Annotated in this window: 9 protein-coding genes; all 9 read left to right on the top strand. The window is 64.0% G+C overall.

Features of this window, described 5'->3' with window-relative positions; genetic code table 11:
• The first annotated feature begins 14 nt into the window (after nt 1–14).
• Nucleotides 15–1,766: an esterase/lipase family protein gene (locus LQ564_RS20445; RefSeq protein WP_231059954.1), complete on the top strand. Its 1,752-nt coding sequence runs from the start codon at nt 15–17 to the stop codon at nt 1,764–1,766.
• Between the two features lie 5 nt (nt 1,767–1,771).
• Nucleotides 1,772–3,268: a T6SS immunity protein Tli4 family protein gene (locus LQ564_RS20440; protein ID WP_231059953.1), complete on the top strand. Its 1,497-nt coding sequence runs from the start codon at nt 1,772–1,774 to the stop codon at nt 3,266–3,268.
• 3 nt (nt 3,269–3,271) lie between these two features.
• A complete protein-coding gene (locus tag LQ564_RS20435; RefSeq protein ID WP_231059952.1) occupies nt 3,272–3,538 on the top strand; it encodes a PAAR domain-containing protein in 267 nt (88 codons plus the stop codon).
• A 127-nt stretch (nt 3,539–3,665) separates the two neighbouring features.
• Entirely contained in the window at nt 3,666–5,135 is a 1,470-nt protein-coding gene (locus tag LQ564_RS20430) for a sodium:solute symporter (RefSeq protein WP_231059951.1), read from the top strand.
• A gap of 30 nt (nt 5,136–5,165) precedes the next feature.
• Nucleotides 5,166–7,022, top strand: a complete 1,857-nt coding sequence (gene sppA / locus LQ564_RS20425; RefSeq protein ID WP_231059950.1) for a signal peptide peptidase SppA — start codon at nt 5,166–5,168, stop codon at nt 7,020–7,022.
• Nucleotides 7,023–7,289: 267 nt separating this feature from the next.
• Entirely contained in the window at nt 7,290–8,612 is a 1,323-nt protein-coding gene (locus tag LQ564_RS20420) for an efflux RND transporter periplasmic adaptor subunit (protein ID WP_231059949.1), read from the top strand.
• Nucleotides 8,613–8,724: 112 nt separating this feature from the next.
• Nucleotides 8,725–11,823, top strand: coding sequence for an efflux RND transporter permease subunit (locus tag LQ564_RS20415; protein ID WP_231059948.1), 3,099 nt, complete (start codon nt 8,725–8,727; stop codon nt 11,821–11,823).
• Nucleotides 11,820–15,143 carry an efflux RND transporter permease subunit gene (locus LQ564_RS20410; protein WP_231059947.1) on the top strand — a complete coding sequence of 1,108 codons (3,324 nt, stop codon included), beginning with the start codon at nt 11,820–11,822 and terminating at the stop codon, nt 15,141–15,143. Before LQ564_RS20415 ends, LQ564_RS20410 begins: the two co-directional genes overlap by 4 nt.
• An 8-nt stretch (nt 15,144–15,151) precedes the next feature.
• A complete protein-coding gene (locus LQ564_RS20405) occupies nt 15,152–16,543 on the top strand; it encodes an efflux transporter outer membrane subunit (protein ID WP_231059946.1) in 1,392 nt (463 codons plus the stop codon).
• Nucleotides 16,544–16,569: the final 26 nt, after the last annotated feature.

Here is a 16,569-nt window from a genome sequence, read left to right as displayed (position 1 = left end):
GAGGAAAGTAAATCATGACACGCGTGGAACATCCCTTGCCAGCACAGCAGAATGCGGGCGCTGCGCGGAAGGCTGAAGGATTCGCAACGCCAGTGCAGGACGATAAGCCGCAATGCGCGCGGATTCTTCCCAAGCGCGTCCTGCCAGTGATATTCCTTCCGGGGATTATGGGGTCGAACTTGAGGATGAGTGCAGGGCGCCAACAGCAACTGCGCAAAAGCGACAATATAGCGTGGCGCCCGGACGTCCTTGGGCCGACTAACATCCACGGCGCGAGCAATTTGACGCCGCGCGATCGTCAACTGATGCTGGACCCGGACCAGACTACCGTTGATATTTATGACCCGTCTGGCCGTTCGTTTGTCAGTGGTGATGGCAGGCACGCCAATGTCAAACTCCAACAGGATTTCGCATCGCCCTTGCTAAAGGACGACCCACCTACAGTCAGAAACAGGCGTACGGCTACACAGAAAGCACGGGCACGGGGATGGGGCGAGGTTTTTTTCAACAGCTACGGTGAGATACTGCAGCATCTTGAGTCGCGCCTCAACGACACATTCTTCGAAGGCAAACTTCGACAGACATGGCGCGACGTCGTCGGTGTCGAGCCCCGTGCGTGGATGGCCGATCCAAATTACCCGATGCAGGCTTTGACGGAGGTGGAACTAATGAAGGTCGCCAGTGGCTGTTGGTTTGCAGTTTATGCCTTCGGCTATAACTGGCTGCAGTGCAATGGCGAGAACGCAAAGGTCATTGCAAGGCGGATCAATCGGGTGATCGACGATCTAAATAGTTCCGGATACGAATGCAATCAGGTTATCGTGGTTACCCACTCGATGGGCGGCCTAGTCGGCAGGGCCTTGATACACCCGATGTATGGAAATCTGCGAGACAAAGTTGCCGGTATTGTCCATGGCGTCATGCCGGCAATCGGCGCGCCAGCCGCCTATAAGCGCATGCGGGCAGGGTTCGAGGATCCTGGAATGATGAACGGCGCGACCGAAAGCATCGGCGCAAAAGTAGCAGGCAATTTTGGCGACGAAGTTACTGCGGTGCTGGCAAACGCACCAGGAGGGCTGCAATTACTCCCATCTGAGTCCTATGGCAATAGCTGGTTGCGCGTGCAACACAATGGACGCGATCTGGAAAGCTGGCCAAAGCAGGGTGACCCGTATAACGAAATCTATAAAGTGAGAGACAAATGGTATTCACTTTTTGTTGAAAGGTGGATCAATCCCTCCAATTTTACGGCACAAGAAGGAGGCGGGTCTTTCGAGCGAACCTGTGATTATCTCGACAGGGCAAAAAAATTTCATCAAGCAATTGCGGATACGTACCATCCCAACAGCTATGCGCATTATGGTGCAGATAGGGGGCGTCAAAGCTTTGGTGAAGTCGTTTGGGAGGTTGATCGGCATTGTGCTGATCCCGAAGGCTGGCAAGACTGGCCCATTCTCAGCGATACGAGACAAGGCAAGATAGAACTCGTTCGCTATGACCCATCGGTTTCCAATAAAGCACTTCAACCTTTTATTGATCGCGTTCCTAAACCAATATATGCAACCATTCGTTCCCCATCCGCGGCGGGAGATCAAACCGTGCCAGCTAAATCCTCCGACCACCAGTTAAAAAGCGGCCAATTTAAAGGGATATTTCGCCAGACTGGTTACGAACACCAGTCCAGTTATAAAGATCCGAGAGCGATTGCATCGACCCTATACGGAATTGTCCGGATCGCTCAGCAGGTACGTTGGAATTGCGAGTGAGGATAATGATGCATTTAATTCTTAAAAGAAACCTTTTCCATCTACTGTTTGTTGCTGGGATTGTGATTTCAGCTTCATTCGATTCCAATGCTGAAGAACGGAAGGATACGAAAGTGGCGACGCTTACCCTTCGATTACAATCTATGTTTGAAAAAACCAAAACAGTTTGCTTTGGAAGGTTTATGGTCGATGTGCCTGAATCAGCTACAACTGCATGGGGTCGTTCGAGCATCCCGTTAACTTTGCTAGTTTACCCTAAAGGAATCGACGAGGTGCAGGCCGAAGCTCGACAATTTATTAAAGAACTCAAAAGTGAGCAGGCCGTCTATCATGATAATGCCCAGCTGCTAATTTCGATAGAGGAGGTAAATAAGCCTGAAGGGCAGATCGTTACGGGTTACGAAGATTCTACTGCAATCAGCGGGCTCAGGATTACGGGGTACTTTAGCCTGCATGACGCTGGGATCGTTATTAAAGCTCGACCGCTGAGCGAAGACAAAACTAGAGCAGTGGCTACGATAAAGAGTATGGCTAGCCGAGTGCGTCAGCGCAACGAAACTGACGTTCCAACCGAACCTGGCAACTGCATAGAATTTGGCTTTCTACCTGATGAGTCAGGAACACCCATGGAAAATCCAGGCGAGCTGATGGAAATAGGTTTTCGTTTAAAGGAATTTCCGGATACACACTTGTCGATTGCAATCAGGCCGGCACACCGAAAATTGGATGAAAGTAATACCCTGGAGTGGCAGCTTTCACGTCTCGAACGAGACCTGAAGGCAGAGAATCCCAGTCATATACGCCTCAAAACCAAGTATTTTCGTAGGGGGAAGCGGACAATCCAGAACTGGGGCGAAGGCTTCGAAGTATTGGGGCGCTCACCAGAACAACCTGAAATCCATTCAATCCATGATTTCGGGATGGATTTTCAAGGTGTAGGGGGCGACCCGCTGAAACCGTTCATCAATGTTCAGATGCAGACCGGCATCGCAGAGAATGAAGCCGGATCGGCCAAGCCTCTTCTCAGTGATGCAGAAGCTATCGCGGTATGGGACAAAATCACTAGCACGATCCGTGTGCGTCCGACAGGTGTTGCAGCGACAAAGGCAGTCGGGACAGATCATCAGCCACTGTTCCCACTGGGAGAACTCGCTTCGACCGGGCGCACTTGTCCGCAGACCGGCATGTGGGAGTCCAGCGAAGCATCCAGCATGGGAGGTATCCAACGCCAATACATCAAGGCTGGCAACGTCATGCCACGCGTTCTCATCCGTGGCGAGCCGTCGTTATGGCAAAAGATGAGAGGACAGGCGCCTTCACACCAGCTGGCGACAATCTGGAAACTGGTCGGCTATGACGACGAGACGAGTCCTCCCAATATCGCGGCACAAACGCCATCCACTGCACAAGTACGTTCGGATTCAAGCGCTACAAATAAGGATAAAATCGATAGCCGCGATGACAGCCACGGGCCGGCATCCCCTCCAGATGAGAAAGGGTGAGCCATGCCGAATGTAATTCGCCTCGGCGACCCGACGTCTCACGGCGGCAAGGTTGTCAGCGCGAGCGCAGACTATTTTACTGTCGATGGCAAAGCGGTTGCTCGTGTCGGCGATCTCTGCAGTTGCCCTATCAAGGGACATGACAACTGCAAGATTGCCGAAGGCAGTCCAGGTCACGTTATCGATGATAAGGAAGTTGCCTATGAGGGTCACAAAACGACGTGCGGTGCTACCTTGATCGCAACGATCGGAACCTTTTGCGAACAGTAAGGATATGGCGGCAGAAAGGGCAGGAGGGGCATAACCGGCAGGCATGACAGTGCAAGCTTGCTGCATTCCCGGTGCTATCGCTTCAGTGTATATTGCTGGGCGAAACGATAACCCGCATTGGAATTCCATGTCCCCGGCACTACTTTTTGCAATCCTCATCGGCTACTTCGCCCTCCTGCTCGGCGTCGCCTGGGCCACCTCGCGCAACGCCAACAACGACAGCTTCTTCATCGGTAACAAGAGCAGCAACTGGATGCTGGTCGCCTTCGGCATGGTCGGCACCACGCTGTCCGGCGCCACGTTCGTCAGCGTGCCCGGCGCCGTCGGCGCGGATGCCTTCGGCTACGCCCAGATCCTGATCGGCTACGTGATCGGCTACGTCGCCGTGGTCTACCTGCTGCTGCCGCTATATTACCGCCTGCAGCTGACCTCGATCTACCACTACCTCGACGTGCGCCTCGGACGCCGTTCCTACCAGAGCGGGGCGGGCTTCTTCATCATCTCGCGCCTGCTGGGCGCCACCGCGCGCCTGTATCTGGTGGTGAACATCCTGCAGGCCATCATCCTCGACAGCCTCGGCATCCCGTTCTGGATCACGACCCTGGTCATCCTCGGCATGATCCTGATGTACACCTACCAGGGCGGCGTCAAAACCATCGTCTGGACCGACACCCTGCAGACCACCTGCATGCTGTTCGGCCTGTTCGCCTGCGTCTGGTTCCTGCTGGGCGAGCTCGGCATGTCGATTCCCGAAAGCCTGAACGCGATGCAGTCGCAGGGCCTGGCGCGCGTCTTCACCACGGATTTCGACAGCCCCAACTTCTTCCTCAAGCAGATCGTGGCCGGCATCTTCATCGTGCTGACCATGACCGGCATGGACCAGGAGATGATGCAGAAGACCATCTCGGTGAAAACCCTGAAGGATTCGCAGAAGAACCTCTTGACGCTGACCGCGGTGCTGGTCGTGGTGTTGCTGAGCTTCCTGTTCCTGGGCGGCCTGCTGTATCTGTATGCGCCAAGCGTGGGCGTGACCGCCACCGGCGATAAGATCTTCCCGGCCGTGGTGATGGGCCATCTGCCCGCCACGGTGCAGATCATTTTCCTGATCGCTCTGATCTCGGCCCTGTTCCCGAGCGCGGACGGGGCCATCACGGCATTGACGTCCTCGTTCTGCATCGATATCCTCGGCATCAAGCGCCGCACCGACCTCACGGAAGCGGCCAAGGAAAGGCTGCGCCGCCACGTGCACCTGGGTTTTGCCGCGCTGTTCCTGTTCCTGGTGCTGGGCTTCAAGGCCGCCGACAACCCGAGCATGATCGTGGTCATCCTCAAGCTGGCGGCCTATACCTACGGTCCGTTGCTGGGCCTGTTCGGCTTCGGCATGATGACGCGCCGCATTCCGAACGACCGCCTGGTGCCGTTCATTACGATCGGCGCACCGATTCTCTGCGCGCTCCTTGAGTACAATCAGGAACATCTGCTCGGTTCTTACCGCCTTGGGCTGGAATTGCTGATAGTAAATGGCATACTGGTGTTTGCCGGTTTGTTTGCAATCTCCCGCAAGGAAAAGACCGGCCCGGCGTTGGCATCAGCCTGAGCCGACATCAATCACTGATACGGAGTTTCGATGGCTTTCAAACCCTTGAGCGCACTGCGGCGCGCCTTCGGCATGCTGTGGCATGCGGTCGACGTGTCCCGCCGCACCTTCATGAACCTGCTGTTCCTGCTGTTCGTGATCCTGATCGTGATGCTCTTTTCCGGCGGCGGCGTCAAGCCGATCGCGGCCAAGAGCGCGCTGGTGCTGGAACTGAAGGGCGACCTGGTCGAAACCTACCAGTCGAGCCTGGAAGACACCCTGCTCGACAGCGTGGCCGGCGACAGCAAGCGCGCGGTGCGCCTGCGCGACCTGCTCACGGTGCTCGATGCGGCCGCCAAGGACAAGAGCATCGACACCGTGGTGCTGCTGCTGGACCAGATGAACGGCGGCGGCCTGGCCATGCTGCGCGACGTCGGCGCGGCGATCGACCGCGTGCGCGCATCCGGCAAGAAGGTGGTGGCCTGGGGCGGGACCTACGACCAGAAACGCTACCTGCTGGCCTCGCACGCCGACGAAGTCTATGTGCACCCGATGGGCATGGTGCTGATCGAAGGCTTCGGCGGGCGCCGCAACTACTATCGCGACGCGCTCGACAAGCTGGGCGTGACCGTCAACCTGATCAAGGTCGGCACGTATAAAAGCTTCGCCGAACCCTATATCGCCAACGGTCCCTCGCAGGCGGCCCAGGAAGCCGACAGCTACCTGTACAACGCCCTGTGGCAGGACTATACCGGCCAGGTCGAGAAGAACCGCAAGCTGGCCAAGGGCACGCTGGCGTCCTGGATCGAGACCCTGCCACAGCAGATGCAAGCGCAGGGCGGCAGCGCGGCCAAGGTGGCCCTGCAGGCCAAGCTGGTCGACGGCCTCAAGACCCGCGACGAGCTGCGCGACATGCTGGTCAAGCGCGGCGCCTGGGACGAGAGCATCAAGTCCTTCCGCCAGGTCGCCTACGGCGACTACCTGCAGCGCCACCAGCCCAAGCCCTTCGGTGATGCGGTCGGCGTGGTGGTCGCGTCGGGCAACATCACCGAGGGTTCGAGCGGCCCGGGCGTGGTCGGCGGCATCACCACCGCCAACCTGATCCGCCAGGCGCGCGAGGACGAGGCAGTCAAGGCCGTGGTGCTGCGCGTCGATTCGCCCGGCGGCAGCGCCTATGGTTCTGAACTGATCCGGCGCGAGCTGGAACTGACGCGCGCGGCCGGCAAGCCGGTGATCGTCTCGATGGGCGACGTCGCGGCCTCCGGCGGCTACTGGATCTCGATGGCGGCCGACGAGGTCATCGCCGACCCGGCCACCATCACCGGTTCGATCGGCGTGTTCACCATCCTGCCGACCGCCGAGAAGGTGGGCGACAAGCTGGGCATCCACACCGAGGGCTACACCACCACCTGGCTGGCCGACGCCTACAACCCACTGCGCCCGCTCGACCCGCGCTTCAGCCAATTGATTCAGAGCAGCATCAACAACGTCTATGGCGAGTTCACCAGCCGCGCCGCCGCGGCCCGCAAGACCACGCCAGCGAAGATCGACGAAGTGGGGCAGGGCCGGGTCTGGACCGGCGCCCAGGCCAGGGAGCGCGGACTGGTCGACCGCCTGGGCAGCTACCGCGATGCCCTGAACACGGCCGCCAAGGCCGCCAAGCTGGGCGCGGATTACCGTGTCGCCTACATCGAGCGTCCGGTCGGCAAGCTGGAACGCTTCCTGAACATGATGGGCGCCTCGACCGCCCAGGCGATCAACATCCAGGTCAAGCTCGGCCTGCTGGAGAACGCTCTGCCGGCCGGGCCGGTCGCAAAGGTGGCGCAAGACATGGCCTGGCTGAACGAAGTGGCGGACGGCCGCAAGCCCTTCGCCGCCATCACGCACTGCCTGTGCGAGATGCCATGACGGGCGCGGCATGAAGAAAATTGTAGCCAGTTTGTAACGACATACTGGCTTGCAAAAACGGGCGCGGACACAGTTCCGCGCCCGTTTTCCGTTTACAGCGGCCATCGTGGGGCCAACGGTGTAAATCCGTGTAAACCTGACCCTGGGTTTGTAACAAGAGGGGCTGCGCAATGTACGTTACGAAACATATCGATGGAGGGTGGCATGCTAGGCTCTCGGGGTCCCTCTTGTACGAATAGCACGTTAGCGAAAATAACAAGGATCAGCATGGAGCAGAATTCTTCCCCCAAATCCGCCCTCACCAGCCCGCCGCCGCCATCGCCCCGGGCGCTACGGCGCCGGCGCATCATCGGCGCCGTGATCGCGGTGCTGGCCATGGTCGCCCTCGGCGTGCTGGCGTGGCGCCTGACCCACCAGAGCGCGGGTGGCGGCGCCGGCGGGCCGGGCGCGGGCGGGCCGGGCGGCAGGGGAGGGCCGGGGGGACCCGGCGGCGGCCGCCGCGGCGCGCCCGCCACCACGGTCGGCGTGGCCAAGGCCCAGCAGGCCGACATCCCGGTCAACATCGACGCGCTCGGCACCGTGGTGGCCGCGGCGACCGCCACCGTGCGGCCGCAGGTCTCGGGCGTGCTGCAGAAGATCCAGTTTACCGAAGGCCAGCTGGTCAAGGCCGGCCAGGTGCTGGCCACCATCGACCCGCGTCCCTTCGAGATGGCGCTGCTACAGGCGCGCGGCCAGCGCCAGCGCGACGAAGCCCAGCTGGAAAGCGCGCGCCTGACCTTGACCCGCTACCGCACCCTGCTGGAACAGGATTCCATCGCACGCCAGGAAGTCGACACGCAAGCTGCGCTGGTCAAGCAGCTGGAAGGCACCGTGATGACCGACCGCGCCTCGGAAGGCGTGGCGCAGCTGAACCTCAGCTACACGCAAGTGAAGGCGCCGATCTCGGGGCGCCTCGGCCTGCGCACCGTCGACATCGGCAACCTGGTGGGCAGCAATGATGCCAACGGCGTGGCCGTGATCACCCAGCTGTCGCCGATCGACGTCGAGTTCACGGTGCCGCAAGACCAGGTGCCGGCGCTGCAGCAGCGCATCGCGCAGAACGCGAAGCTGCCGGCCATCGCGCTGGACCGCACCCGCACCGACAGCCTGGCGTCCGGTTCCTTCATCGCCCTGGACAACCAGGTCGACGTCCAGACCGGCACCGTGCGCGCCAAGGCCCGCTTTGCCAACAACGACAACAAGCTGTTCCCGAGCCAGTTCGTGAACCTGCGCCTGCAGCTGAACACGATCGAGAATGCGGTGGTGGTGCCGGTGACGGCGCTGCGCCATGGTTCGAACGGCGACTTCGTGTATGTGCTGAATGCGGCGGACAAGACGGTGTCGCAACGTGCGGTGACGCGCGGTCAGGCGACGGTGGACAAGGTGCAGATCATGACCGGGCTGAAGGTGGGCGAGCAGGTGATTACGGAAGGCGCGGATCGTTTGCGTGATGGGGCCAAAGTGACCTTGCCGGGTGATCGTCCGCAGGGTGCGCGTGGTGGTCAGCAAGGGCAGGGCGAACGCCGTCGTCAGCAAGGAACGCAGCAATGACATTGGCAAACTTGGGTTCCGGCCTGCGCCGGAACGACGGTCTTGGGGTTGGTGGTCGTAGGGTGGGCGGTCCTCCGCCCACGCGTTCAAACCACGCTGCTGGTACCGCGCCATGAGCCCTTCTGCACCATTCATCAAACGCCCGGTCGCGACGGCCCTCTTGATGCTGGCCATCGTGCTGGCCGGCCTGGTCGGCTACCGCTTCCTGCCGCTGTCCGCGCTGCCGCAGGTCGACTTCCCGACCATCCAGGTCCAGACCCTGTACCCGGGCGCCAGCCCCGAGGTGATGGCGCGCACCGTCACCGCGCCGCTGGAGCGCCAGTTCGGCCAGATGTCGGGCCTGACGCGCATGAGTTCCACCAGCGCCGCCGGCGTCTCGGTGGTCACCCTGCAGTTCGGCCTCGGCCAGACCCTGGACGTGGCCGAGCAGGAAGTGCAGGCCGCGATCAACGCCGGCGGCTCGCTGCTGCCGACCGACCTGCCGGCGCCGCCGGTCTACGCCAAGGTCAATCCGGCCGACGCGCCGGTGCTGACCCTGGCCATCACCTCCGATTCGCTGCCCCTGACCGAGGTCCAGAACCTGGTCAACACGCGCTTGGCCCTGAAGATCAGCCAGGTCTCGGGCGTGGGCCTGGTCTCGCTCTCGGGCGGCCAGCGTCCCGCCGTGCGCATCCAGGCCGACACCGAGGCGCTGGCCTCCTATGGCCTGGGCCTGGACAGCCTGCGCACCGCGATCACCGCCGCCAACGCCAACAGCGCCAAGGGCAACTTCGACGGCCCTTCGCGCTCGTATGCGATCAACGCCAACGACCAGCTGGTTACCGTCGACGACTATTCGAACCTGATCGTCGCCTACCGCAACGGCGCGCCGGTGCGCCTGGGCGCGGTGGCGAAGGTGGTCGACAGCGCCGAGAACGTGCGCATCGGCGCCTGGGCCAACCTGAAGCCCGCCATCATCCTGAACGTGCAACGCCAGCCGGGCGCCAACGTGATCGCCACCGTCGACGCCATCAAGGAACGCCTGCCGGAGCTGCAGGCCGGCCTGCCGGCGTCCGTGCGCATGGACGTGCTGAGCGACCGCACCGCCGGCATCCGCGCCTCGGTCGAGCACGTGCAGATCGAACTGATCCTGGCCGTGGTGCTGGTGGTGCTGGTGATCTTCGCCTTCCTGCACAGCATGCGCGCCACCGTGATCGCCAGCCTGGCGGTGCCGATTTCCCTGATCGGCACCTTCGGCATCATGTACCTGATGGGCTACAGCCTGAACAACCTCTCGCTGATGGCGCTGACCATCGCCACCGGCTTCGTGGTCGACGATGCGATCGTCATGATCGAGAACATCGCGCGCTACATCGAAGAGGGCGAGAAGCCGATGGCGGCGGCTCTCAAGGGCGCGACCCAGATCGGTTTCACCATCATCTCGCTGACCGTGTCGCTGATCGCGGTCCTGATTCCGCTGCTGTTCATGGGCGACGTGGTGGGGCGCCTGTTCCGCGAGTTCGCGGTGACGCTGGCCGTGACCATCCTGATCTCGGCGGTGGTTTCCCTGACCCTGGTGCCGATGATGGCGGCGCGCTGGCTCAAGCCGCATGAAGAAGAAAAGCCCGGCCGCTTCGCCCAGAAGACCCAGGCCTTCTTCGATCGCGTGATCGACAAATACGACGTCGCGCTGGGCTGGGTGCTGGCGCGCCAGGGCCTGACCCTGATCGTGGCGCTCGGCACCCTGGTGCTGACCGCGCTGCTGTGGATGGTGATCCCGAAAGGCCTGTTCCCGACCCAGGACACCGGCCAGCTGCAGGGCCGCCTGCAGGCGCGCCAGTCGATCTCGTATGCGGAGATGGCGAAGCTGCAGCAGCAGGCGATCGCCGAAGTGCTGAAGGACCCGGCGGTGCAGTCGATCAGCTCCTACGTCGGCGTGGACGCGGCCAACAACACCATGCTCCACACCGGCACCATGCTCATCAACATCAAGGAAGACGAGCGCGGCGACCAGGAAGGCATCATGGCGCGCCTGCGCAGCCGCGTCGCCAACGTGGCCGGCCTGACCCTGTACCTGCAGCCGACCCAGGACCTGACCATCGACGCCGAGAGCGGCCCGACCCAGTACCGCCTGTCGATCGAGGGCGCCGACAGCGCCACCGTCAACGAGTGGGCGCGCAAGCTGGTGGCGCAGATGGCGACCAAAAAGCAGCTGCGCAACGTGACGACGGACGCCGGCGCGGTCGGCGCCGCCGCCTACATCGACATCGACCGCGACACGGCCTCGCGCCTGTCGATCACGGCCGCCTCGATCGACGACGCGCTGTACAGCGCCTATGGCCAGCGGATCGTCTCGACCATCTTCACCGAGACCAACCAGTACCGCGTGATCCTGGAAGCGCAGCAGGACGAGGCGATGTCGCTCGCCAGCCTGTCGCGCCTGCAGCTGCGCACCGGGTCCGGCCAGCCGACGCCGCTGTCGGCCGTGGCGACCATCCGCGAAGCCGAGGCGCCGCTGCAGATCGTCCACGTGGCGCAGTATCCGGCGGCCACCGTCGGCTTCGACACCGCCGACGGCGTCAAGCTGGGCACCGCGGTCGACGCGATCCACGAGGCGGCCGAAGAGATCAAGATGCCGGGCTCGGTGTCGATGACCTTCCTCGGCGCGTCCGGCGCCTACCAGGCTTCGCTGTCGAACCAGCTGTGGCTGATCCTGGCGGCCGTGGTCTGCGTCTACATCGTGCTGGGCGTGCTGTACGAAAGCTATGTGCACCCGCTGACCATCCTGTCGACCCTGCCGTCGGCCGGCGTCGGCGCCCTGCTGGCGCTGTGGGTGACGGGGCAGGGGCTGGGGGTGATCGGCATCATCGGCATCATCCTCCTGATCGGCATCGTCAAGAAGAACGCGATCATGATGATCGACTTCGCGATCGAGGCCGAGCGCGACGGCGGCAAGTCGCCGCTGGATGCGATCCGCCAGGCCGCGCTGCTGCGCTTCCGCCCGATCCTGATGACGACCCTGGCCGCGCTGTTCGCCGCGGTGCCGCTGATGCTGGGCACCGGCGAGGGCGCCGAGCTGCGCCGGCCGCTGGGCCTGGCCATCTTCGGTGGCCTGATCGTCAGCCAGCTCTTGACCCTGTTCACCACCCCGGTGATTTATCTCGCCTTTGATCGCCTGGCGCGACGCCGCACCGGCAAAGCGCCGCACAAGCTTGACGAGGTCGGCGCATGAACCTGTCGCGCCCCTTCGTCGAGCGCCCGATCGCGACCGTCCTGCTGACGCTCGGGATCGCGCTCGCCGGCATCGCGGCCTTCTTCGTGCTGCCGGTCTCGCCGCTGCCGCAGGTCGACTACCCGACCATCTCGGTGTCGGCCTCGCTGCCTGGCGCCTCGCCCGAGACCATGGCGTCGAGCGTGGCCACGCCGCTCGAACGCCGGCTGGGCGTGATCGCCGGCGTCAACGAAATGACCTCGAGCAGCAGCAACGGCTCGACCCGGGTCAGCCTGCAGTTCGACCTGAACCGCAAGATCGACTCGGCCGCGCGTGAGGTGCAGGCCGCGATCAACGCGGCGAGGGCAGACCTGCCGGCCACCCTGCGCAGCAACCCGACCTACCGCAAGGCCAATCCGTCCGACGCGCCGGTCATCATCCTGGCGCTGACCTCCAAAACACGTTCGCCCGGCCAGATCTACGAGTCCGTGTCGAACCTGGTGCAGCAGCGCCTGGCGCAAGTGAAAGGCGTGGGCGAAGTCGAGATCGGCGGCGGCTCGCTGCCGGCGGTGCGGGTCGAGCTGCTGCCGTATGCGCTGAACAAGTACGGCGTCTCGAGCGAGGACGTGCGCGCCGCGATCCAGTCGACCAATGCGAACCGGCCCAAGGGCGCGATCGAAGGGGCGGGCAACCGCTTCCAGATCTATTCGCAGCCGGCCGGCAGCAAGGGCGGACGCACCGCGGCCGAGTACCGCGACCTGGTCGTGGCCTGGCGCGACGGCGCCGCGATCCGCCTGCAGGACGTGGCGCAGGTCATCGACGGCGTCGAGAACATCAATACCCTGGGCCTGTTCAACGGCCAGCCGGCGGTCATCGTCCTGGTGACGCGCCAGCCGGACGCCAACGTCATCGAGACCGTGGACGGCGTGCGCGCATTGCTGCCCTCGCTGCAGGCGCAGCTGCCGGGCGACGTGACCCTGCAGGTGGCGTCCGACCGCACCAACTCCATCCGCGCCTCGCTGCACGAGATCGAGTTCACCCTGATCCTGTCGATCATCCTGGTGGTGCTGGTGGTGAGCGTGTTCCTGCGCAGCATCCGGGCGACCGTGGTGCCGGCGGTGGCGACCATCGTCTCGCTGCTCGGCACCTTCGGGGTCATGTACCTGCTCGGCTTCAGCCTGAACAACCTGTCGCTGATGGCGCTGACGGTCGCCACCGGCTTCGTGGTCGACGACGCCATCGTGGTGCTGGAAAACACGGCGCGTCACATCGAATCCGGCATGGACCGCATGAAGGCGGCCCTGCTGGGCGCGCGCGAAGTCGGTTTCACTGTCCTCTCGATTTCGCTGTCGCTGGTGGCGGTGTTCATTCCGTTGCTGTTCATGGGCGGCCAGGTGGGGCGCCTGTTCCGCGAATTCGCCGTCACCCTGTCGGTGGCCGTGATGATCTCGCTGGTGATTTCGCTGACCACCACGCCGATGATGTGCGCCTGGCTGCTGCGCCGCGAGAAGAAGGACAAGAAGCCGGGCATGCTGGCGCGCTGGTCCGAGAAGGGCTTCGGCGGCGTGCTGCGCAGCTACGAGCACGCGCTCGACTGGGCGCTCGACAGCAAGCTGCTGGTGATGATCATCCTGGTGTTCGTGGTCGGCCTGAACGTGTTCCTGTTTTCCGCGGCGCCCAAGGGCTTCTTCCCGCAGCAGGATACGGGGCAGCTCAACGGCGGCATCCGCGCCGACCAGAGCATCTCCTTCCAGGCCATGCAGGGCAAGCTGCGCCAGCTGGTCAACATCATCCGCAAGGACCCGGCGGTGGACACGGTGGTCGCCTTTACCGGCGGCGGACGCGCCGGCGGCGGCTTCATGTTCATCAACCTGAAGCCGGTCAGCGAGCGCGGCAAGGGCGAGGCCGGCCAGGCCGTGATCGCGCGCCTGCGCCCCCAGCTGGCCAAGGTGACCGGCGTGTCGATCTTCCTGAACCCGGTGCAGGACCTGCGCATGGGCGGCCGTTCGAGCAACTCGACCTACCAGTACACGCTCAAGAGCGACAACGCGAACGACCTGAAACAGTGGGCCACGCGCCTGGCCGAGGGCATGAAGCGCCAGCCGGCGCTGACCGACGTCGACACCGACCAGGCCGAGAACGGCGTGGAAACCTACGTCACCATCGACAAGGAAACCGCCTCGCGCCTGGGCATCACCACGCGCGAAGTCGACAACGCCCTGTACAACAACTTCGGCCAGCGCCAGGTCGCCAACATCTACGATGAGCTGAACCAGTACCACGTGATCATGGGCGTGGCCCAGCGCTACGCCCAGTCGCCGGAAGCGCTGCGCGACGTGTATGTGCCGGCGCGCGGGACGGGTTCCGGCACCACGGCGGGCACCGCCGCCAGCAGCGGCGCGGCGACGGGCGTCAGCGGAGCGGGGACCAGCGGCACCGGCAGCGGCAGCGTCGCTTCCAGCACCGGCTCGTCCGCCGGCACGCCGTCCTCGCCGAGCAACCTCACCGCCGCGCGCGACCCGTCCAGCGGCTCGGCCCTGTCCACCAGCGCCACCCGCATGGTGCCGCTGATGGCGATCGCGAACTTCGCCGAAAGCTCGACGCCGACCTCGGTCAACCACCAGGATGGCGAGCTGGCGACCACGGTCTCCTTCAACCTGGCCCAGGGCTACAACCTGGAAGACGGCCAGGATGCGGTCAAGGCGGCCGAGGCCGAGATCGGGATGCCGACCAACGTCCGCGGCAGCTTCCAGGGCACGGCGCGCGCGGCCGAGGAATCGAACAAGGAGCAGCCCTTCCTGATCGCGGCCGCCATCATCGTCATCTACATCGTGCTCGGCATCCTGTACGAGAGCCTGGTACATCCGGTGACGGTGCTGTCGACCCTGCCCTCGGCCGGCGTGGGCGCGGTGCTGGCCCTGTTGATGTTCAAGATGGAGTTCTCGATCATCGCGCTGATCGGGGTGTTCCTCCTGATCGGCATCGTCAAGAAGAACGCGATCCTGATCATCGACTTCGCGCTGGAAGCGGAGCGGGCGCGGGGGCTGACGGCCGTTGCTGCAGTGCGCGAAGCCTGCCTGCTGCGCTTCCGTCCGATCCTGATGACGACCCTGGCCGCGGCTTTGGGCGCGCTGCCGCTGGCGATCGGATTCGGCGAAGGCTCGGAGCTGCGCCGTCCACTGGGCATCGCCATCATCGGCGGCCTGGTCGCCAGCCAGCTCCTGACCCTGCTCACCACCCCGGTGGTCTACGTCCTGCTCGACAAGCTGCGTACCCGCAAGCCCGACGAACACGAGCTGACCCGGCATGCCGACGCAGGCGAACCCGTCCCCGCAAAATAATGAAGAATATGCGTATCCTACCCATCGTCTTGTTTGTATCCGCCGCATTGGCCGGCTGTTCCGTCGCGCCGACCTACGAGCGGCCCACGACGCCGGAACCGGCCGCCTTCAAGGAGGCGCAGGGCTGGGTGCCGGCGGCGCCCGCCGACGCGCTCGAGCGCGGACCGTGGTGGCAGCTGTTCGGCGACCCGGTGCTCAATGAACTCGCCGCCAGCGTCGAGGTCTCGAACCAGAACGTGGCGGCAGCCGTCGCCAACTATGCGCAGGCGCGCGCCATCGTCGCCCAGCAGCGCGCGGCGCTGTTCCCGAACTTGTCCTTGGGCCTGAGCGCCGAGCGCTCCGGCGTGCGCAATGGCGGCGCCAGCACCGGTTACCGCCTGAACCTGGGCGGCGCCTGGGAGCCCGACGTGTGGGGGCGCCTGCGCGCCGGCGTCACCAGCGCCCAGGCCAGCGCGGAAGCGACCGCCGCCGACCTGGCCAGCGCGCGCCTGTCGGCTCAGGGCGAGGTGGCGGCCAACTACTTCACCATCCGCGCGCTCGACGCCCAGCGCACCTTGCTGGCGTCCAGCATCGCCGGCTACGAGCGCGAGCTGCGCATCACCCAGAACCGCTACGACGTCGGCATCGTCGCCCGCACCGACGTGCTGCAGGCCCAGACCCAGCTGGCGAACGCGCAGAGCGACGCCTTGAGCCTGCAGCGCCAGCGCGCCCAGTTCGAGCATGCGATCGCGGTCCTGGTCGGCAAGGCGCCGAGCGAATTCGCGCTGGCGCCGGCGCAGGAATGGCGCGTGGCCGTGCCGGCGGTGCCGGTCGGCGTGCCGGCGACCCTGCTGCAGCGCCGCCCGGACATCGCGGCCGCCGAGCGCGACGTCGCCGCCGCCAACGCGGAGATCGGCATCGCGCGCTCCGCCTACTTCCCGAACATCGGCCTGAGCGCATCGGCGGGCAGCGGCGGCGCGCGCTTCTCCGACCTGATCTCGGCCTCGAACGCGGCCTGGTCCTTCGGGCTGTCGGCGGCGCAGTCGATCTTCAACGCCGGCGCCACCCGCGCCAGCGTGGCGGCGGCCGAGGCGCGCCACCAGGCGGCCGTCGCGCGCTACCGCCAGACGGTGCTGAACGCCTTTGCCGACGTCGAGGACCAGCTCAGCGCCGTGCGCGTGCTGGAACAGCAGCAGGAGTTCACGCGCGTGGCGTCCGAGGCGGCCGACAAGGTCGAACAGCAGATCCTGAACCGCTACCGCGCGGGGCAGGTGAGCTATTCGGAAGTGGTGCAGGCGCAGAACACGGCGCTCAATGCGCGCCGCTCGCTGGTGCAGGTGCAGGCGGACCGCCAGGCTGCGGCCGTGACCCTGATCCAGGCCCTGGGAGGCGGTTGGCGGGTGGAGAGTGTGACGGAATAGTCAGGAGAATATCTGTCAGGAAATTT

Source organism: Massilia phyllostachyos (assembly GCF_021044825.1).
Lineage (GTDB): Bacteria > Pseudomonadota > Gammaproteobacteria > Burkholderiales > Burkholderiaceae_D > Telluria > Telluria phyllostachyos.
The sequence above is the reverse complement of the archived record's forward strand: the minus strand, read 5'-3'. Positions and strand labels throughout refer to the sequence as shown.